Raw genomic sequence first — 19,430 nt, forward strand, 5'->3', positions numbered from 1 at the left:
TATCTCAAGTAAGTGCCAGTATATACCTTAGCGAATAATGACTGTAAAAAAAGTGAAGTGAATATGATTTGGCAAACAGCAAACAATATTGCAACCCAGGCATTAGAAAATAACTCATTACAGCCTATTGCATCTCAATTGGTCACTACATACGCCCACGGTGTGCAATTTACTTATCATTTAAGAAATGAATTTGCCGAAAAAAAACCGCACCAAACCACTCAAACAAATAACCCTTTTTTACCTCATGAACCCGCTATGTTTGTCGCACAATGTGGTTTGCAACATAAAGTATTATTGAATAAATATCCGGTTATCCAACCCCACTTGCTGGTCTGTGCCAATCAATTTGTGGCTCAAAATACTGTATTAAACCTATCCGATTTTAACGCTTGGTTGCGCATCATTAATGATAAAAGCGCTCAGCACCCTACACTTGGCTTTTATAATTCAGAACCCACAGCAGGAGCAAGCCAACCTCACAGGCATATGCAAGTGGTACAACTTACCTTAGCACTCATAGATGAGCGCCCTTATCTGAGTCATTTTTTAGCTGGCGCTGACTTTGTTGCCTATCACAATAGCGACCCACAAACACTCTACACAGTTTATTTAAAAGGTCTTTCAGCTCTCAATTTAATGAAAAACGAGCAACAAACACATCCTCACAACCTTTTGGTTACGCATAATTTACTTTGGATCTTGCCACGAAGCCAAGTTCAAACCGATGGCATTTATGCCAATGGATTAAACTTTGCAGGGCATTTTCTTCTTAAAAATAAAACGCAACTGACTTGGCTACTCGAGCACGATCCCTTTGATATATTGAAGAAGTTAATCAAAATTAACTAACCGCATTCGTCTGACCACTTAGAATTTATAGCTTTTGCTTATCAAAAGCTTTTCCTTGATAGGCGGTCTATGTATACTGGCTCGATGCATTTTGCCCAACCAATCCAATTTTTATGCATATTTACCGAATAATATATGTATAAAAAATGCATTGATGGCATCTTACATAATACTTGGCCACCCGTTCACTTTGCGTCATTCATGTCTGCTTAGAAACACATAAAATATAAATAAGGCCGCAACAATAGTTTTAATTAGGAAGTTAACAATGAGTTCAATTCCAAAAACAGGCGACTTTTTAGGTCACCCTAAGGGTTTATTCCTGTTATTCGGTACCGAAATGTGGGAGCGTTTTGGTTATTACGGTATGCGTGCCATCTTAGTTTTGTATCTTGTCGCTATGGTGCAAGATGGTGGATTTGGCTGGAGCAATGCTGATGCACTTAGCTTATACGGTACCTTCACCATGGCTGTTTATATCACGCCATTATTTGGTGGTTGGTTAGCTGATAATGTTTTAGGTCAGCGTAAAGCCATTATTATTGGTGGTTTACTCATGGCTGCAGGTCATTTCACTATGGGTATTCCGCATAGTGCACTTGCGGGACAAGAAGTGAACGTTTTTTATCTTGGTTTAGTTTTATTATGTTTGGGTAATGGTTTATTTAAACCTAACATCTCAACTATGGTGGGCGACTTATATCAAGAAGGTGACCAACGTCGTGATGGCGCATTCACCATTTTCTACATGGGTATTAATTTAGGTGGTGCATTAGGCCCATTAGTAGCCGGAGCTGTTGCTGCATCACTAGGATGGCAATACGGTTTTGTTGCTGCAGGTATCGGTATGGTACTTTCTGTTTTACTACAACTTGCACTAAGCAATAAATACTTAGGTGACATTGGTGTTGTGCCTGCTGCAACACTTGCTCAACAACGTTCAAACTCAGATACCAAAGAGCCACTAACAAAAGTTGAGATGGATCGTATCAAAGTTATCTTCACGATGAGTGTTTTTAGTATCATCTTCTGGATGGGCTTTGAGCAAGCCGGTGGTTTAATGAATTTATTCGCCAATGATTACACTAATCGTGTATTGATGGGCTTTGAGATCCCAGCTTCTTGGTTCCAATCGCTAAATTCTTTATTCATCATCATATTCGCACCTATGGTTGCGATTGTTTGGTTAAAACTTGATAAACGCGAACCTAACTCACCGGTTAAATTCGCTATTGCTCTTGTTTTCTTAGCGCTTGGTTTCTTAACTATGGTGCTTGCACTTGCCACTCAAGGTCAAGGTGAACAATTACAAATCAGCATGATGTGGTTAGTGCTTTTCTACTTATTCCACACTTTAGGTGAATTATGTTTATCACCTATCGGTTTATCTATGGTAAGTAAACTTGCTCCACTGCGCTTAGCCTCATTACTAATGGGTATTTGGTTCCTATGTACTGCGATTGCAAATAAAATTGCTGGTTTTGTTGGTTCTTATCTTGGTGAAGGTGAAGAGGCCCTTGGTAATGCAATGGGGATTTTCATCGGCTTAGGCGCAACAGCGTTAATCTCAGCGGTAGCAATGTACTTATTAAGTGATCGCTTAGTAATATGGATGCATGGCGCTGAAGGTCAGGCACCTATAAAAACCGAAGAGCAAATTCTAAACGAAGAATTAAAAGTAACCGCTTCTCGTTAAGTTTAATTCTATTTAAAACCCGCACCTTGTTGCGGGTTTTTTTTTGCGTCTACCGTCTATCAGTTCAAAAACCTAAAAATGGACACAAATCTTTACACTTGAAAATTAGTTTAATTGATTAATATTTCACAGTACTGACTATTTTATAGAAACGCTGAATTTTCCACATCGCCAAAAAATATAATTTTTAACATTAAAAATCATAAAGTTATGAATTATTATTTTTAAATTTTCTTTTCAAACTCGGTTAAATAGTTCGTTCTCAGGTAAAAATAAGACAAACAACTTCCCTAACGATTCAAAACCGAATTAGGACAGAGTCACTTTTTTCAGCAGCCAAATACATTGTCCGTATAAATTTACAAAACCAAGTTTGACTAAATGAAGCCGCCCTCTTCCACTTGATCACAGAATCAGGAATCATCCGCACAACAGCAAGTAACACTAAGCGCCTTAATCGGCCCAGTATTCGGAGTTATGAACATGAGTGAAGTATTAAATCCTTTAGGATTAGTGGGTATTGAATTTACAGAATATGCCACTCCAGATGCAGATTATATGGAAAAGGTTTTTACTGATTTTGGTTTTTCCAAATTAAAAAAATTCAAAGGTAAAGACATTGTTTATTTCAATCAAAACGATATTCACTTCTTACTGAACAATGAACGTGAAGGTTTCTCGGCTGAGTTTGCCAAAAGCCACGGCCCAGCAATTTGCTCTATGGGCTGGCGTGTAGAAAATGCCCAAAAAGCATTTGATGTTGCAGTTGAGCGTGGTGCAAAACCAGCAACTGATTCAGCAAATAAAGATTTACCTTACCCTGCAATATATGGCATTGGCGACAGCCTAATTTATTTCATCGAAGTATTTGGTGATAAAGGCTCTATCTTTGAAAACGACTTTGAAGATTTAAGCGAACAAAACCTAGTTGAAGATAAAGGCTTTTTGCGTATCGATCATTTAACTAACAACGTTTATAAAGGCACTATGGAAACATGGGCTAATTTCTACAAAAACGTGTTTGGTTTTACCGAAGTGCGTTATTTCGATATCAAAGGTCAAAAAACAGCGCTTATTTCATACGCGCTTAAATCGCCATGTGGTACTTTCTCTATCCCAATCAATGAAGGTAAAGACAACAACAATAACCAAATTGATGAGTACTTAAACGAATACAATGGCCCTGGTGTTCAGCATTTAGCATTTTTAACCAATGACTTAGTAAGCTCATTAGATAAACTTGATAAATCAACCATTGCCACGCTTGATATCATTCCTGAGTACTATGAAACGATTTTTGATCGTGTGCCTTGGGTTAAAGAAGATAAAGAAAAAATTAAAGAGCACCAAATCTTGGTTGATAGTCAAAGTGAAGATTGTTACTTACTGCAAATTTTCTCTAAAAACCTATTTGGCCCAATCTTCATTGAAATGATCCAACGTGTTGATGATGGCGGTTTTGGTGAAGGTAACTTCCAAGCGCTATTTGAATCTATCGAACGTGATCAAGAGCGCCGTGGCGTACTTTAATTAACGGCTCAGTTAATTAACTCAAAATAAGCAGTGGCATTTATGCCCTGCTTTTTCTGTATTGGACTTTAAATAATTTTAATCGCCACCATTTGTACTACAATACTGGCCGATTGTGCATCGCACCAAAGGAAATAAAATGAATTTAATCAATGAAACACACGATATTAATCTAACTAGCTGGGTTGAATCAGCCAACACAACAACTGACTTTCCAATTCAAAATTTACCTTTTGCTGTATTTCGCCGTAAAGGCAGCAGCGAAGCGTTTCGTGGCGGTGTAGCAATTGGTGATCAAGTTGTTGACTTAGCCGTTGTGGATGCTGCAAATATTTTTTCTGGCCTAGCGCAAGAAGCTGTCCACGCAGCCAATGCGCCAAGCCTTAACGAATTTATGGGAATGGGCCAAGCTCATTGGTCAGCGCTTCGTTTAGCATTATCACAAGCATTACGTACTGGTTCAGCGCACCAAGCCTCTTTTGAAGCAGCCTTAATTGCTCAAGCTGATATCGAGTTTAGCCTGCCATGTCGCATTGGTGATTATACCGACTTTTATACTTCGATTTATCATGCAACTGCGGTCGGTCGTTTATTTCGCCCAGATAACCCATTATTACCAAACTACAAATGGGTTCCAATTGGCTATCACGGTCGCTCATCATCAATTGATGTTTCTGGTCAAACATTCCATCGCCCAAATGGTCAAACAAAAGCACCTGATGCTGAGATTCCTTCATTTGGACCATGTAAACGCTTAGATTACGAGCTTGAACTCGGTATTTATTTAGGTAAAGGAAACAAGTTAGGTGATGCAATTGCTATTGAAGATGCAGAAAACCATGTCTTTGGTTTATGTGTATTTAATGATTGGTCGGCACGTGATTTACAAGCGTGGGAGTACCAACCACTTGGTCCATTTTTAGCGAAAAACTTTGCATCAACGGTTTCACCTTGGATTGTGACGACTGAAGCGCTTGCGCCATTTAAAACCAATTGGCACCGTGATGAAAACGATCCACAACCATTGTCTTACTTAGATTCAACAGCTAATCGTGAAGCTGGTGCATTTGATATTCAAATGGATGTATTACTTGAATCAGAAAAAATGCGCACTGAAGGTACACCTGCGAGCAAGTTATCGCAATCAAGTTTTAAACATTCATACTGGACCGTCGCTCAAATGGTGACGCACCATACGGTGAATGGTTGTAACTTCTTACCAGGCGATATGCTTGGCTCTGGCACACAATCAGGCCCAGAGCATGAAGAAGCAGGCTCAATGCTTGAGCTTTCGCGTGGCGGTAAAGAGTCTATTACCCTTAATAATGGTGAAACACGCACATTCTTAAACGATGGTGATAAAGTCATTATGCGCGGCTGGTGTGAAAAAGACGGCTTTAAACGCATTGGGTTTGGCTCAGTAGAAGGAACTATTTTACCTGCTAAATAATAACTAAGTGCTGGAGTTCAAATGAACTCTAGCACTCCTTTGTGACACTCAAATCAACGAAAAACTAGATTTTTTGATAAATCTTGGTATCTTTGAATAAAAAATAATACTCGGCTTCCATGTTTAAAATAATAACAAACTGTTTTTTATGGTTATTTCAAGAGAAACAACTTTTTGTCCGCCAAAATGGCGCGGTTAAATTTGTTACTTTTTCAAGCTTTTTACAGTTTTTATTGTTTTTAACGATTGGCGGTGCCATCGCGTGGACGGCCTTTACCAGTAATCAATTTTTTACCTTACATCAAACCGTTGTCGAAAAAGACCAAGCTATCGCTCAAGTAAAAGCCGAATTAGCCGCACTTAATCAAGCTTATGCCGAAAAACAAGAAACCTTACAGACTCAACTTGCTAAACTCAATCAGCAACAAACTTTGGTTCATGATTTAATTGAATCAATGCCTGGCACAATTGAACCTGATACTACACTCAAGCAGGTGCTCAGTAGCGAATTAGATCAAAGCGATATTCCGCTTGAAAACCAAACAGAAACTGCATTTACCGAACATTTACCAGAAGATGATTCACAGTTTGTGCCAGAGGTGCCTCAAGAACTTGACAGCAAAACACCACCAGTACAAACACCGGCAGTAAAATCTGAATCTGAGCAATCAAAACCGGCAACATCACAAATAAAGTCCGTACATTTACTGCAAGTGATGGATGAACAACAAAACCAACTTGCAGCGGTTGACCTGAACTTAGAAAATAATTTCACCACTCTTTTGAACAAAGTCTTACAACGAAAAAATACCCTACAAGCGGCCATCGATAATTCAGGTATAAATTTGGCACTAGCTTTGCCACAAGCAAGCCAAGCGCAAGGTGGACCTTTGTACCAAGTCTCTCAAGCACCTCTTTCAGACACGCAACAATTACTGGTTGAAAATTTAATTACACTTAAAGAGCTTGAAGAAGCCATTAGCTTATTACCCAATCAGTTACCTGCTAAAGATTTTTACATTTCCAGTAGCTATGGGGTTCGAAAAGATCCTATGACAGGTAAAGCAGCAATGCATAAAGGCATTGATATGGCGGGCTGGAAAAATACTAAAATATTCAGCCCTGCGAATGGCATCGTCAAAAGAGCGGGCAATAACGGTGGTTACGGTCGTTTTATTGAGATTGAGCATGAAAATGGATTTGTTACGCGTTTTGGCCATTTAGCCAAAATAAAGGTTAAAACCGGACAAAAAATAGAAAAAGATGAGCTTATCGGATTAATGGGCAGCACAGGTCGCAGTACCAGCACTCATTTACACTACGAAGTACTTCATAATAATAAACACGTCAATCCATTAAAATTAGCAAAGGCATTTGCCCATGTTCTCTAAAAAACAGATCCCATCATTAATTTCAGCCGATGTTATCCTCGAAGGTGAAATTAAAAGTACTGGTATGATCCAATTCGATGGCACCATTACAGGCCAAATTAGTGTCAATCATTTAACTGTCGGAGAGTTAGGCACAGTTAATGGTAGTATTAAAGCCGATGAAGTCATCATCAAAGGTAAAGTTGCAGGTTCGGTGCACGCCAACAGAGTAATCTTAGAAAAAACAGCTAAAGTAGAAGGTGATATTTTTCATCAAACCATCAGCATCGCTACAGGTGCATCGGTTGCCGGGACCATCAAACAACTTACTGAAGCTGAAAATGTGACAGATATTGCAGCATCAAAAGTGTCTAAATCAGCTAAAACGGCTCCCTAAGTACTCATTCAGTTACAATTTCATAAACACACTGCTGCTGTTGGTAGTGTGCTGCAAATAACAATTATTTTAAGGTCTTCTTTGTATGAAAACGCTGTTAAAAGTTTTTTTACCCTTAACCCTCACTTTAACATTAAGTGGCTGTTTTGGCCCTGATCAGGCAATTAAAGAAACAAATCAATTTATTAGTAGCCAACAAGTTGATAAAGAAAATAAAGATTGGAAAACAACACTCAAACAACCGCCACTGCTAACCTTTACTGAAGGTAAAAAATACTTCTGGGATTTAGCAACCAATCAGGGTGAGATAAGCATTGAGTTATTCCATACTTCTGCACCGATGCATGTTAGTAGCACTATTTATTTAACTGAACTTGGTTTTTATGATGGCTTGATTTTTCACCGTATTATCCCTGAATTTATGGCGCAAGGCGGCGATCCTTTAGGTTCAGGCCGTGGCAATCCAGGCTATAAATACGCAGGTGAGTTTGATGCAAAACTGTCTCACGACAAACCAGGTATTTTAAGCATGGCCAATGCAGGCCCTAATACCGATGGCAGCCAATTTTTTATTACTTTTAAACCGACTCCTTTTTTAGATGGCCGCCACACTATTTTTGGCCAAGTCGTTAAAGGGCTTGATGAGACCTTGGCCAAACTTGAAACCTTAGGCAGTCGTTCAGGCAAAACCAGTACCGAAGTTGTAATCAACAAAGCCACTATTCGAATCGAATAATAACCATTGCATACGTTTGGATATGTTTAACTGTTTCAATTGTTAAAAAGACCCCTTACAATGCGCTGCTCATTCTTTTGAGCGGCGCATTTTGTTTTTAAGTGCTGCCATGTTTCCCTACAAGCAAGAAGTATTATGCCTAAAACCAGTAACACACCAGCCTCTACCATTTTAATTTTGATTTTATTGGTTGTATTTTGCCCTCTTGCGATAGATATTTATCTGCCAGCCTTTCCGGTTATTGCCTCACAACTAGCTGTGCCTGAACAACATATTCAACAAACAATCAGTCTTTTTTTACTTACTGTCGGGCTTGGTCAACTGATTGCCGGACCACTTGCCGATAAATATGGGCGAAAACCACTCACTCTGTTTGGTATGACTTTATATGGTGTCAGTGCCTTAGCGGCCTCTTACGCTACAAGTTTTGAAATGTTATTACTTGCTCGTTTAATTCAAGGCTTTGGGGCATGTGCTACATTTGTTTGTGCCTTTGCGATGGTCAGAGACAGCTTTAACGCCAATAAAAGTGCACAAGTGATGTCTTATTTGAATGGCGTGATTTGTTTTATTCCCGCGCTTGCGCCAATTTTAGGCGCTTGGTTAACACTTAATTTTGGTTGGCAAAGTAACTTTTTATTTTTAGCTAGCTTTGCCTTCATCTCATTATTTTTAGTACTATTTTTTGCTAAAGAGACTCGGCCAGAAAACACGCTTTACCAGGGCAAAATTACCGATTTCAGTCGTTTTATTCCGATTTTAAAAAATCATGTTTTTTTGTTCCACGCTATGATTTGTTTACTCGCGATGGCAGTCATTATTGCGTTTGTCAGTACTGCGCCAAGCTGGTTGATGAGCCATTTGGGACTCTCAACCCATGAGTTTACCGTGTGGTTTACTATTAATGCAGTGTTATCAATTTTAGCTAGTTTTACCGCGCCTTATTTCATCAAACGCTCAACCAGAAAAGCACTGCTACTCGGTCTCGGAGTATTATTTTTCAGTGGCTTACTCATGCTAACGTTAATCGGGTTTAATACCCCTTGGGCGTTTATGCTTCCTATTTTTGTCGCTTCGATTGGTTTTTCGCTTACGCTCGGCTCTGCGGTTGGCAAAGCCCTTGAACCTTTTGCAACCCAAGCAGGCACGGCATCAGCTTTAATTGGGGTTATGCAAATGAGTGGCGCAGGTTTACTGGTCAGTATCACCTTACAATTTGGACTGTCAGCCCCATTATTGGTCTTAATGCATTTAACCTTGTTGGTTCCTTTACTCATTTTATTATATTGCGATAAAACACAACGCTTACATCCGAGTAGTTAAAACCTTTGAGGATTGTATTTTTAGCTAATATTTAACTTTTCAGCTTGAAAAACAACTGATAAGCTGCGATTTTTATTCGTATAAAATATTCATGATCAGCATCGAATCGTTAATTTCATTTTTAAGCATTAGCTTCTTACTCGCTATTTCCCCAGGCCCCTCAAATGCTTTTTTAATGGCACAAACCTTTACCAAAGGCAAAACGGCCGGGATGCAAACCGCATTTGGTTTTGCAATTGCAGGGGTCATCCATACCATTTTTGCTGTGCTTGGGTTATCAGCCATTTTAAAAACGTCGCCTATCGCCTACCAAGCTGTGCAATGGTGTGGTGCAGCCTATTTAGTGTATTTAGGCATTATGGCGCTGCGTGATAGCTTTAAAGCCGCTCATTGCTCTGATAAACCTCATGTTTCAACAAAAAAAGAAAAAAATGTGATGTTTCAAGCCATGATGACGGAAGTATTAAACCCCAAAGTTGCACTGTTTTTTATTGCCTTTTTACCACAGTTTGTTGATACCAGCTTAAGTCTTTCAGCAAGCTGGCAACTGGCTATTTTTGGCTTACTCTATCCTATTTTTGCATTTCCAATTGATGCAATGTATGTTCATTTTGGCGATAAAATTGCAAGTTATTTTCGTCATCATCCGAGTGCACAACAGTGGCTTGATAGGATCACCGGCATCGTCTTTATTACCTTAGCAATCAACATTATTCTATAAAATCAGTTTACAGATTAATGTTATTTCACCATATTACAGCTGTTGGAATGAGGAAGAATAATGAAGACAATACAACAGGCTTTACCTGCAAAAAAAACCATTGCCTTGGTTGCCCATGATGGCAAAAAACACGCCCTGGAACTTTGGTGCTCAAAACACCTTAATATACTTAGTCAACATACACTGTATGGCACAGGCACAACCGGTCACTTAATCGAAAAGAGAACCGGCCTTCCTGTGCATAAACTCCTTAGCGGCCCGTTAGGGGGCGACCAACAACTTGGTGCGCTCATAGCTGAGCATGAAATCCATTTATTGATATTTTTTTGGGATCCGTTGGCCTCGCAACCACATGATCCTGATGTAAAAGCCTTATTACGATTAGCCGCGGTGTGGAATATTCCAGTTGCGTGTAATGAATCAAGTGCTGATATGTTACTGTCATCACCCCTTATGAACAGTCAAATGCCCCGTGAAATGCCCGATTACCAAGGCTATTTAGCGCAGCGCCTTACCATATAAATCTGAATATTAAACAATAAAAAAGCCTACATTATGTAGGCTTTTAACATTTTTAAGATTTAGCTTAATTATTTAATTCGCTGGTAAATACGTAATTTCACCTAAATTAAGCGATTCTATTTCAGCTTTAATTTTTGCAACATCACCAACAATAACCCAAGTAAGTTGCTCTTCTTTAATCAAGTCTTTGGCTTGTTGTTGCACTTGAGCTAAACTCACTTGCTGTACTTTAGTTGGATACTGCTCTAAGTACTTTTCATCGCGACCTTTGTCATATGCATTAGCAAGCGCACTTAATAAAGACCATTTTTTCTCATAGCTACCTGGCACTTTAGCAACTTTGTTACTCACTACTTTTTCAAGTTCTTGCGCATTTGCAGGGTTAGTACCTGTATAAGCTTTTAACTCTTTGATTATTTCGCTAATAGACTCTTTGGTTTTATCGGTTTGTACCGGCGCATAAACAAAAAATGGTGCCTGACCTTCAGCTTTGCTCATTGATGAACGCGCGCCATAAGACCAGCCTTTATCTTCTCGTAAATTCATATTAATACGAGATGTAAAACTACCACCAATAATAGTATTCATTAGATCAAGTTTAATATCTTGGCCTTCGGCTAAATCTTTACGCGCAGGGCCTAACAAACCAGCAACAATCAATGATTGAGGTGATTCTGGTTTATCAATAACAAAAACACGAGGTTTGCTAGGAAGTGCTACTTTTGCGAGTTGTTTTTGTGGTTTTGCAGTATTAGGGTTTTGCCAAGCTGCCAATTCTTTATTAAGCGTTGTGGTTAATTCAGCCATGGTAATATCACCCACAACCACTAAACGCGCGTTGTCAGGGCGTAACCAAGTGCGAGTGTAGTCTGCTAAATCTTCACGGCTGAAGTTTTTCACTGTTTCTTCAGAACCAGAACCGGTTAAAGGCTGAGAATACGCATGGTTATCACCATATAACAATGGCGGTAAGATGCGAAGCGCATTACTCATTGGACTCGCTTTTTCTTTATTGATGCCATCAAGTGTCAATGTACGCAAACGCTCCATATCAGCTTGATTAAAAGCAGGATTCATTAATACATCAGCAAAAATTTGCGCACTACGTTGCCAATTTATTTTCATAGCAGATAAACTTAAGCTTGAACCATCAAGGTTTGAACCTGAGTAAATACCAGCACCCAAATTTTCAAGTTCGGCTGCTAATTCCAGGCTTGAAAGCGATGTTGTACCTTCTTTCAACATGCCCATAGCAAAATCAGATAAACCAGCCTTAGCGCCAACAGTTGATGCAAAACCTGCGTCAAAATTCAGTTGTAAATTAACGGTAGGTGTATCAGTGCGACGTGCAAGTATTACTTCAAGGCCATTGGCTAATGTGGCTTTTTCCACTGTTGGTAAAACTAATTTTGGTAAAGATTCAACCGCAGGAACTTTCGAGCGATCAGCGCCCACGTCTTGATTTGTCAGCTGAGCAAAAGGTTCGATTGTTAATACAAAATCACCATCAGTTAACCAACGTTTACCTGCTGCTTTAACATCTTCAACGGTAGCTACATTTTGAATAGCTTGTTGTTTTTTATAAAAAACAGGGTCATTATGATAAACTGCGCCCGATGCTAATACATCAGATTTACCACCAAAACCGCCGACTCCTTCAACACTTTTAACCCAGCTAGCTGCATTTGAGAATTTAATACGATTAAGCTCGGCAACGGTTGGACCTTCTTCGATTAAGCGTGCAAGCTCTTCATTCACTATGGCTTCAATTTCAGCTAGATCAGCGTCTTTTAGTGCATCAGCACCAATAATAATTTGACCCGCCATTACACGAGAATAATTAAAAGCAAAGACACTCGATGCTTTTTGCTCTTGGTACACTAAGCGCTGGTATAAACGTGAGTTTTTACCGCCCGCTAATACATCCGCTAACAGAGATAAATATTCTCCATCTGCAGTCCCAAGTTCAGCAGTATTCCATACTTTCACTAAACGCGGATTTGGCACGCGATCTTGCATCGACATACGTTTAGTACCCGTGCGCTTTGCAACCCAAGCATCTATCTGATCAACAGGTTTACCCGGTTTAATATCACCAAAGTACTGCTGTGCTTTTTGTTTTGCGGTTGCTAAATCAATGTCACCAGCTAAAACTAATACAGCATTATTTGGACCATAATAATCTTTAAACCATTGGTGAACATCATCTAAGGAAGCGGCATTTAAATCTTCCATTGAACCAATAACAGACCAAGAATATGGGTGGCCTTTTGGAAAAGTATTTTCAGACATTACGGTCCACATTCTGCCATAAGGCTGACTTTCACCCTGCCGTTTCTCGTTTTGCACTACGCCGCGCTGCTCATCAAGCTTGTCTTGAGTAATTGCACCTAATAAATGCCCCATACGGTCAGATTCCATCCACAGTGCCATATCAACCGCCGAGGTTGGGACATTCTGGAAATAGTTAGTCCGGTCATTGTTGGTTGTACCGTTTTGCTCAGTAGCACCTGCACGCTCAAACGGACCAAAATACTCATCATTGTAGTTTTCACTACCATTAAACATTAAATGTTCAAATAAATGTGCAAAACCAGTTTTGCCTAATCTTTCATGTTTAGAGCCCACTTTGTACCAAACATTCACAGCCACAATCGGTGCTTTTTTATCCGTATGCACTACAACAGTTAAGCCATTGTCGAGCGTAAATGTTTCATATTGAATATCGACACTTGGAATAGCAACTGCAGCAACATTAGCTTTTGCAGCATTTGTTCCCGCTGTTGTATTACAGCCTGTTAAAGCGAGCGATACCGCAACCGCTAAGGCACTTAGCATGTTCTTTTTCATTTATTTCCCTTAATTTTAGACAAAATATGGTTGTGAAACTTAAACGTTTCTGCACCATTTGAGGTATTAATTAAGCGTTTAATTTAATTGGTAAAAAATACGCTGTAATTGAGAACCAAGGCATGAACATATTCGAGACCAAAACATGAGCTTTGTGGATCTCAACTTGGTTATAAAACAGGAAATGGCTGAGGATTTCAATGGCCAATATAAACTAATGTAAACAACAAGGTAAAAACAAGGATTGAAATTGTTTCCAAATGTAAATAGAACTAACTACCAGTCTGGATTGATTAAAATGCACACACTTGTGGTGAACTGATTGCCACCAAACGACCAGCTTGCGTTGCAAGGTCAAATTCGATTTCAGCAATAGCCGCGGTATTAAAAATTGGCATCTTTCCGGGGCAAAGTTGGTCAACTAAATAACTCACCATTGGCATATGTGAAACAATAAGCCAAGTATCTAAATTAGGATTGAGTGCCATTAAAGCAAGCAAATAATCAGCTGCAGTTTGAGGAGATGCATCTGGGATAAAATCAGCGCAGGTTTGTTCAAATTCAATCTTAGGATGCCGGCGCTTGATTTGCGCTGCGGTTTGCTGCGCACGAAGATAAGGGCTAACTAAAAGTGCATCGAGCTGTGGGATCCATAAACTCAGCTTCACAGCCATGTCATCAGCCTCTTTTTTACCTAAAAGGGTCAATTGACGACTCACATCATCAGCCTTCATCGGCTCAGCTTGTCCATGTCGCATGATAAATATTCTATTCATTTATAATTTAACCACTTAAGAACAAAAAGAAATCGTAAAGACTATAGCCATAACAGGCATAACTCAGCTATATTTAATTTTCATTTATGATTTTGACATTCAGGCAAGCTTGTTTTTTAAATTAAGTTGTCTTCTTCCCTGAGCCTATCAACTTACAAGAATTTCTGTAGTGACATTCAGGAGCCGCTTTTGAATATCAGCAGCAATGATAACAGAGTTTATCATCCACTCAAACTGGACAATGGTCTAAAAGTTTTATTTATCCAAGACCTACAAAGCGAAAAATCAGCCGCATCTTTAACTGTAAATGTTGGCCATTTTGATGATCCTTGGCAACGCCAAGGCATGGCTCATTTTCTTGAACATATGCTTTTTTTAGGTACTGACCGTCATCCAGAGCCCGGCACATTATCACAATTTACTAGCCAACATGGTGGCAGTTGTAATGCATGGACAGGTACTGAGCATTCGAGTTATTTTTTTGATATTAATAATGAGTTTTTTTACCAAGCCCTCGAAATTTTTAGCCGCTTTTTTATCGCACCTCTGATTAGTGAAGCCGCTACGGAAAAAGAGCGCAATGCAATTGATGCTGAATTTAAGCTCAAGCTTAAAGACGATAGCCGCAGAATTTATCAAGTTCATAAAGAAACCGTAAATCCTCTGCATCCATTTGCAAAATTCTCTGTTGGTAATAAAGAAACCCTCGCGGATCATGGCCGTTGTATCAGCCATGAAATTAAAGATTTTTTTAATCAGCATTATCTTGCTAATCACATGACGCTGGCTATTTGTAGCCCAGTGGAAATTGCGCAACAAATCGTATGGATTAAATCATTATTTGCGGATATTAAATCAAATTTAAATATCAAAGCTGCGATTGCGGTGCCGCTTTATTTGCCTGAACATCAAGCAAAACAAATTTACATCACACCTCATAAGCATATGCAAAAACTAATAGTCAGCTTTGCAATGCCCAATATTGATGGTTTTTATCGCCATAAATCTGTCAGCTTTTTAGCCCACATTTTAGGCTATGAAGGTCAAGGATCGCTTTATGCAATTTTAAAACAGCGCGGCTGGATCAACGGGCTTTCGGCTGGCGGTGGTATTAATGGCAGTAACTTTAAAGACTTTAATTTAAGTATTAATTTAACTGATGAAGGTGTAGCGCATTATCGCGATATTGTAGAAAGTATTTTTGCTTATCTGCCGCTATTAAAAAATCCGAACGCTCATTTTGATGCGCTGTATCAGGACAAAAAAACATTATTAGATGTCGCCTTTGATAATCAAGAAAAATCACGACTGCTCGATTGGATTAGCGGACTAAGTGCCAATATGCACCATTATCCTGAGCACGAATACATTAGTGGTGACTTTTTAATGCAGTGCTTTGAAAAAAATCACTGGCAACAGTTATTAGCCTGGCTTACACCGCTTAATATGCGAATTGTTTTAATCGACCCTGATGTACCAACAACTGCGACCACAGCGTGGTATCACACTCCCTATTCGATAGAAGATTTAAGCCCCAAATGGCTACAACAACTTGATAGAATTGCGACCCCGCAACCAGATATGGCATTGCCCGAGGTTAATCCTTACCTTAAGCAAAAAATAACATTACTTGAACTCGAGTCCAAATCAGCCATTCCTCAACGCCTAATCAATGAAACAGGGTTTGAGTTTTGGTTTAAACAAGATAACCAATATCGGGTAGCCAAAGGCCACTTTTATCTTGCTATCGACAGTTTAACAGCCGTAAAAGATGTTCAGCATATGGCAATGACACGGTTACTTGCTGACTTATTTATGGATAAAGTGGCTGAAGAGTTCTATCCTGCGGAACTAGCAGGTCTGAGCTATCAACTCACAACGCATCAAGGTGGTTTAACACTTCATACTTCGGGTTTATCAACAAACCAATTAGGGTTAGTGGATAAATTACTCAATCATCTATATGACGGTCGCTACAACCCACAACGCTTTGCTGAATATAAAAAACAGCTCTGTCGCCATTGGCAAAGTGGTAATCATAATAAACCCGTAAGCCAATTATTTAGCCAACTCAGCGCATCTTTATTACCTTGGAATCCTACCCCTGAAGACTTAGCACAAGCACTTGAGCAATGTTGCTTTGCCCAATTTGAGCAGTTTTGTACTGAAATACTCAGCGAAATTCGCCTGCAAGCTTTATTACATGGCAATTGGCAGCGCCAAGATGCTGAAAGATTCATTAACATGATATCGCTTCGTACGAAAACCAGCGCAAAAAACGCTGAATTTGCGAAACCGAATCATTATTTAACACAGCAAACTCAGCATCGAGTATTACTTGAGCATGCAGATCATGCCCTAGTGGTTTATTTTCAGGCCGCTACCGATGAAATAAGCGAAAAAGTATCGCTAATGTGCCTTAATCATGTTGTGAGTCAAGATTACTTTCAGTATATGCGTACCGAAAAACAACTTGGCTATTTAGTCGGTACTGGTTATGCACCTCTTAATAGCAGAGCTGGTATGGCAATGTATGTGCAATCGCCGAATTATACTGCCGATGAGCTATTAAAATTTCATAATACCTTTAGCAACAGTTATGCCGATAATATTTTACAATTGAGTGATCTTGACTGGCATCAAATCAAGATGGGATTACTGACACAAATTCAAGAAGAAGATAAAAACTTGCGCGTACGTTCACAGCGTTATTGGCTTAGTTTAAATAACAATGATCTTACTTTCGATATGCAAAATCGTTTGGCAACATGCTTAAATTCGTTAACAAAACAACAACTCGCTGATTTTTGTAAGCAAGTTTTTAATGTAAATAGTATAAAAATGACCCTACTTTCAGAGCAAAGCAAAAAAAATATACAAACAGTCGTGCAGCAGTCAAAGTCTCTTTGACAGCGCTCTAGCATTCGATTAGTGTAAGCGGGCTAAAGTTAACATTTTGTAAAGTGAATGCAGTCAAATACAAAAAAAGCAGTCTTAGTTACACTTTGTGCTCAATTGGCTTTAAACTCTTTTCCAACTCAGAGTCATGAAGTTAGTTTTGCCCAATCGGTGTATTTTATCCCGGCCATGCTCATTGCAATGCTGCTGCCTTTTTCGCTGCTTACTATTTATAAATTAATCCGCTCGCAAAAAAAGCTACAAATTTCTGAAGATCGACTGAAAAGCAGCTTCCTAGGCAGCGGCGATACCCTCTGGGATTGGAACATTGTTACTGGGGAGCTCACTCGAATTAACGACGGGCAGTTTTTTGAACAAGACAAAAATGTTACCACCCCACCTAATCGTAAAAACATTCATCCGCAAGATTTACCTAAAGTTGAATTATTACTAAAACAGCATTTCTCCGGCCATACTGCTTTTTTTGAAGCCAGTTACCGCACAAAAGACAATTTGGGTCGTTGGCGCTGGGTACTCGATCGCGGTAAAGTGATTGAAACCGATCCCCAACTAAAACCAACCCGTATGACGGGCACAGTGAAAGATATTAGTCGAATTAAATCGACCGAAGAGCGGCTTAATCTTTTTGCCAAATGTGTTGAAAACTTAAGTGATGCCATCGCTATTTGCGACCGTAACTTTAATATTATTGATATCAATCCTAGTTTTTTGCGTTTTTTTGGTAAACAACGCGATCATTACATTAATAAGCCATTTAAGCTGCATGGCTATAAAGAAAGCTATATTGAAAAATTAAAAACATTTTTACTCGACAAAGGCCATTGGCAAGAAGAGCTTAAACTTCCAAATGAAAACAAAGAGTTGATGCCAATCGATTTATCAATCGATGTAGTTAAAAACAGTACAGGCAAAGTCACTCATTTTGTAGTGCTTTATTCTGATATTAGTGAACGTAAAAAAGCAGAGTCCGAATTACAGCGTCTTTCGAATCGCGACCGCCTCACTGGCTTGCCAAACCGAAACTTATTTTTCACGAACTTAAAAAAATTGGGCGCACAAAAGTGTCACCATGCTCTTTTAGTATTTGATTTAGATAACTTTAAAAAAATTAATGACTCACTAGGCCATCAGCTCGGTGATATGTTGCTGTGCCGTTTAGCAAATCGTTTAATTAAATTAACTCGCCAGCAAGATAGTTTTTATCGTTTGGGTGGTGATGAATTTGCTTTGGTGATAGTAGGCACTAACGATATTCATAAAATCACCTCGACTGCCAAAGAGTTTTTACATGAAATCACTCAACCCTTTCACATGGCTGGCCACGAGTTAGTAATTACCTCGAGTGTTGGGGTGGTATTGTTTCCTGAAGATGGTAATACCCCCGAAATCTTGTTAAAAAATGCCGATACCGCGATGTATCACGCTAAACAACAAGGCAACCGGTATTTATTCTTCAACGACACCATGAATCGCCAAGCGGTAAAAAGACTGCAAATAGAAAACTTAATGCGTTTTGGTTTAAAAGAAGATCATTTTTGTGTTTATTATCAACCTAAAATGAATACCGAAACCAACGAATTAGTAGGGATGGAGGCCTTGGTACGCTTTATTACACCTAACAAAGGTTTGATAAGCCCCGCGCAATTTATTCCTATCGCAGAAGAAACAGGCCAGATAATTGAAATTGGCGAAGTGGTGCTTGATAAAGCATGCGCCGATGTTAAACGCTGGTTAAACAAAGGCTTATTTAGTGGTCGAGTGGCCGTTAATCTCTCAGCTAAGCAGTTTGCTTTACCTGACTTAACTGCTCGTATTGATGCCATACTACAAAAACACAGTTTACCGTCTTATTTCTTAGAGCTTGAAATTACGGAAGGCACCGTAATGGATGATCCCAAAGAAGCTATTGCCATTATGAAATCTCTCAGTGCCAGAGGAATTCATTTAGCCATGGATGACTTTGGTACGGGTTATTCCTCTTTGGCTTATTTAAAACAATTTCCACTCAATACCCTAAAAGTAGATAAAGCATTTATCGATGATATGTCGACTGAACGTGGCCGTAACATGGTTGATTCAATTGTGACTATCGCTCACAACTTAGATTTATCTGTGGTCGCTGAAGGAGTTGAATACGCAGAGCAAGTACACATTCTAAGTGAACTCAATTGTGAGACAATTCAAGGTTATTATTATTCTAAACCACTTTCAGCTGAACACTTTGAGCAATTTTTAGAAAAGCAACAGGGCCGCCAAACCAATAAACTGACCCTAGTTAAAAGCTAATA

Annotated in this window: 14 protein-coding genes; 12 read left to right on the forward strand and 2 right to left on the reverse strand. The window is 39.2% G+C overall.

Annotation, left to right across the window (positions count from 1 at the left end; all coding sequences use genetic code 11):
• The first annotated feature begins 63 nt into the window (after window positions 1-63).
• From PTUN_RS12810 to PTUN_RS12855, 10 genes are all read left to right on the forward strand, one after another.
• The gene (locus PTUN_RS12810) at window positions 64-852 is read left to right on the forward strand and encodes an ATP adenylyltransferase family protein (RefSeq protein WP_069358433.1); all 789 of its coding nucleotides are present in this window, start codon (window positions 64-66) and stop codon (window positions 850-852) included.
• Between the two features lie 268 nt (window positions 853-1,120).
• Complete coding sequence (locus PTUN_RS12815; protein ID WP_009837345.1) at window positions 1,121-2,548, forward strand: peptide MFS transporter; 1,428 nt, start codon at window positions 1,121-1,123, stop codon at window positions 2,546-2,548.
• Window positions 2,549-3,031: 483 nt separating this feature from the next.
• Window positions 3,032-4,078, forward strand: coding sequence for a 4-hydroxyphenylpyruvate dioxygenase (hppD, locus tag PTUN_RS12820; RefSeq protein ID WP_009837346.1), 1,047 nt, complete (start codon window positions 3,032-3,034; stop codon window positions 4,076-4,078).
• 139 nt (window positions 4,079-4,217) lie between these two features.
• Entirely contained in the window at window positions 4,218-5,528 is a 1,311-nt protein-coding gene (gene fahA, locus PTUN_RS12825; RefSeq protein ID WP_009837347.1) for a fumarylacetoacetase, read from the forward strand.
• Between the two features lie 119 nt (window positions 5,529-5,647).
• Window positions 5,648-6,919 (forward strand): M23 family metallopeptidase, encoded by a 1,272-nt coding sequence (locus PTUN_RS12830; RefSeq protein ID WP_009837348.1) that lies wholly within the window; start codon window positions 5,648-5,650, stop codon window positions 6,917-6,919.
• On the forward strand, window positions 6,909-7,295 hold the full coding sequence (locus PTUN_RS12835; protein ID WP_009837349.1) for a bactofilin family protein: 387 nt from the start codon (window positions 6,909-6,911) through the stop codon (window positions 7,293-7,295). Before PTUN_RS12830 ends, PTUN_RS12835 begins: the two co-directional genes overlap by 11 nt.
• An 85-nt stretch (window positions 7,296-7,380) precedes the next feature.
• Entirely contained in the window at window positions 7,381-8,031 is a 651-nt protein-coding gene (locus PTUN_RS12840; RefSeq protein WP_009837350.1) for a peptidylprolyl isomerase, read from the forward strand.
• 135 nt (window positions 8,032-8,166) lie between these two features.
• Window positions 8,167-9,354: a multidrug effflux MFS transporter gene (locus PTUN_RS12845; RefSeq protein ID WP_009837351.1), complete on the forward strand. Its 1,188-nt coding sequence runs from the start codon at window positions 8,167-8,169 to the stop codon at window positions 9,352-9,354.
• 91 nt (window positions 9,355-9,445) lie between these two features.
• Window positions 9,446-10,075, forward strand: coding sequence for a LysE family translocator (locus PTUN_RS12850; RefSeq protein WP_009837352.1), 630 nt, complete (start codon window positions 9,446-9,448; stop codon window positions 10,073-10,075).
• A gap of 60 nt (window positions 10,076-10,135) precedes the next feature.
• On the forward strand, window positions 10,136-10,597 hold the full coding sequence (locus PTUN_RS12855) for a methylglyoxal synthase (protein ID WP_009837353.1): 462 nt from the start codon (window positions 10,136-10,138) through the stop codon (window positions 10,595-10,597).
• 72 nt (window positions 10,598-10,669) lie between these two features.
• On the opposite strand, the gene PTUN_RS12860 is transcribed toward PTUN_RS12855, so the two are convergent.
• Complete coding sequence (locus PTUN_RS12860; RefSeq protein WP_040643646.1) at window positions 10,670-13,447, reverse strand: M16 family metallopeptidase; 2,778 nt, start codon at window positions 13,445-13,447, stop codon at window positions 10,670-10,672.
• A gap of 293 nt (window positions 13,448-13,740) precedes the next feature.
• Window positions 13,741-14,223 carry a phosphohistidine phosphatase SixA gene (gene sixA / locus PTUN_RS12865; RefSeq protein WP_198138427.1) on the reverse strand — a complete coding sequence of 161 codons (483 nt, stop codon included), beginning with the start codon at window positions 14,221-14,223 and terminating at the stop codon, window positions 13,741-13,743.
• A 189-nt stretch (window positions 14,224-14,412) separates the two neighbouring features.
• Here sixA and PTUN_RS12870 point away from each other — a divergent pair, with 189 nt between their 5' ends.
• Both PTUN_RS12870 and PTUN_RS12875 read left to right on the forward strand, forming a co-directional pair.
• Window positions 14,413-17,133 (forward strand): insulinase family protein, encoded by a 2,721-nt coding sequence (locus PTUN_RS12870; protein ID WP_009837356.1) that lies wholly within the window; start codon window positions 14,413-14,415, stop codon window positions 17,131-17,133.
• 57 nt (window positions 17,134-17,190) lie between these two features.
• The gene (locus PTUN_RS12875) at window positions 17,191-19,428 is read left to right on the forward strand and encodes a sensor domain-containing protein (RefSeq protein WP_009837357.1); all 2,238 of its coding nucleotides are present in this window, start codon (window positions 17,191-17,193) and stop codon (window positions 19,426-19,428) included.
• The last annotated feature ends 2 nt before the right edge of the window (window positions 19,429-19,430 follow it).

Source organism: Pseudoalteromonas tunicata (genome assembly GCF_002310815.1).
Classification (GTDB): domain Bacteria; phylum Pseudomonadota; class Gammaproteobacteria; order Enterobacterales; family Alteromonadaceae; genus Pseudoalteromonas; species Pseudoalteromonas tunicata.

What these genes read in the sequence shown, in the direction of transcription:
- PTUN_RS12815 (WP_009837345.1), top strand. Translation starts at nt 1,121, where the DNA reads ATGAGTTCAATTCCAAAAACAGGCGACTTTTTAGGTCACCCTAAGGGT.
- PTUN_RS12835 (WP_009837349.1), top strand. Translation starts at nt 6,909, where the DNA reads ATGTTCTCTAAAAAACAGATCCCATCATTAATTTCAGCCGATGTTATC.
- PTUN_RS12840 (WP_009837350.1), top strand. Translation starts at nt 7,381, where the DNA reads ATGAAAACGCTGTTAAAAGTTTTTTTACCCTTAACCCTCACTTTAACA.
- PTUN_RS12850 (WP_009837352.1), top strand. Translation starts at nt 9,446, where the DNA reads ATGATCAGCATCGAATCGTTAATTTCATTTTTAAGCATTAGCTTCTTA.
- fahA (WP_009837347.1), top strand. Translation starts at nt 4,218, where the DNA reads ATGAATTTAATCAATGAAACACACGATATTAATCTAACTAGCTGGGTT.
- PTUN_RS12845 (WP_009837351.1), top strand. Translation starts at nt 8,167, where the DNA reads ATGCCTAAAACCAGTAACACACCAGCCTCTACCATTTTAATTTTGATT.
- PTUN_RS12830 (WP_009837348.1), top strand. Translation starts at nt 5,648, where the DNA reads ATGTTTAAAATAATAACAAACTGTTTTTTATGGTTATTTCAAGAGAAA.
- PTUN_RS12875 (WP_009837357.1), top strand. Translation starts at nt 17,191, where the DNA reads ATGCAGTCAAATACAAAAAAAGCAGTCTTAGTTACACTTTGTGCTCAA.
- hppD (WP_009837346.1), top strand. Translation starts at nt 3,032, where the DNA reads ATGAGTGAAGTATTAAATCCTTTAGGATTAGTGGGTATTGAATTTACA.
- PTUN_RS12855 (WP_009837353.1), top strand. Translation starts at nt 10,136, where the DNA reads ATGAAGACAATACAACAGGCTTTACCTGCAAAAAAAACCATTGCCTTG.
- PTUN_RS12810 (WP_069358433.1), top strand. Translation starts at nt 64, where the DNA reads ATGATTTGGCAAACAGCAAACAATATTGCAACCCAGGCATTAGAAAAT.
- sixA (WP_198138427.1), bottom strand. Translation starts at nt 14,223, where the DNA reads ATGAATAGAATATTTATCATGCGACATGGACAAGCTGAGCCGATGAAG.
- PTUN_RS12860 (WP_040643646.1), bottom strand. Translation starts at nt 13,447, where the DNA reads ATGAAAAAGAACATGCTAAGTGCCTTAGCGGTTGCGGTATCGCTCGCT.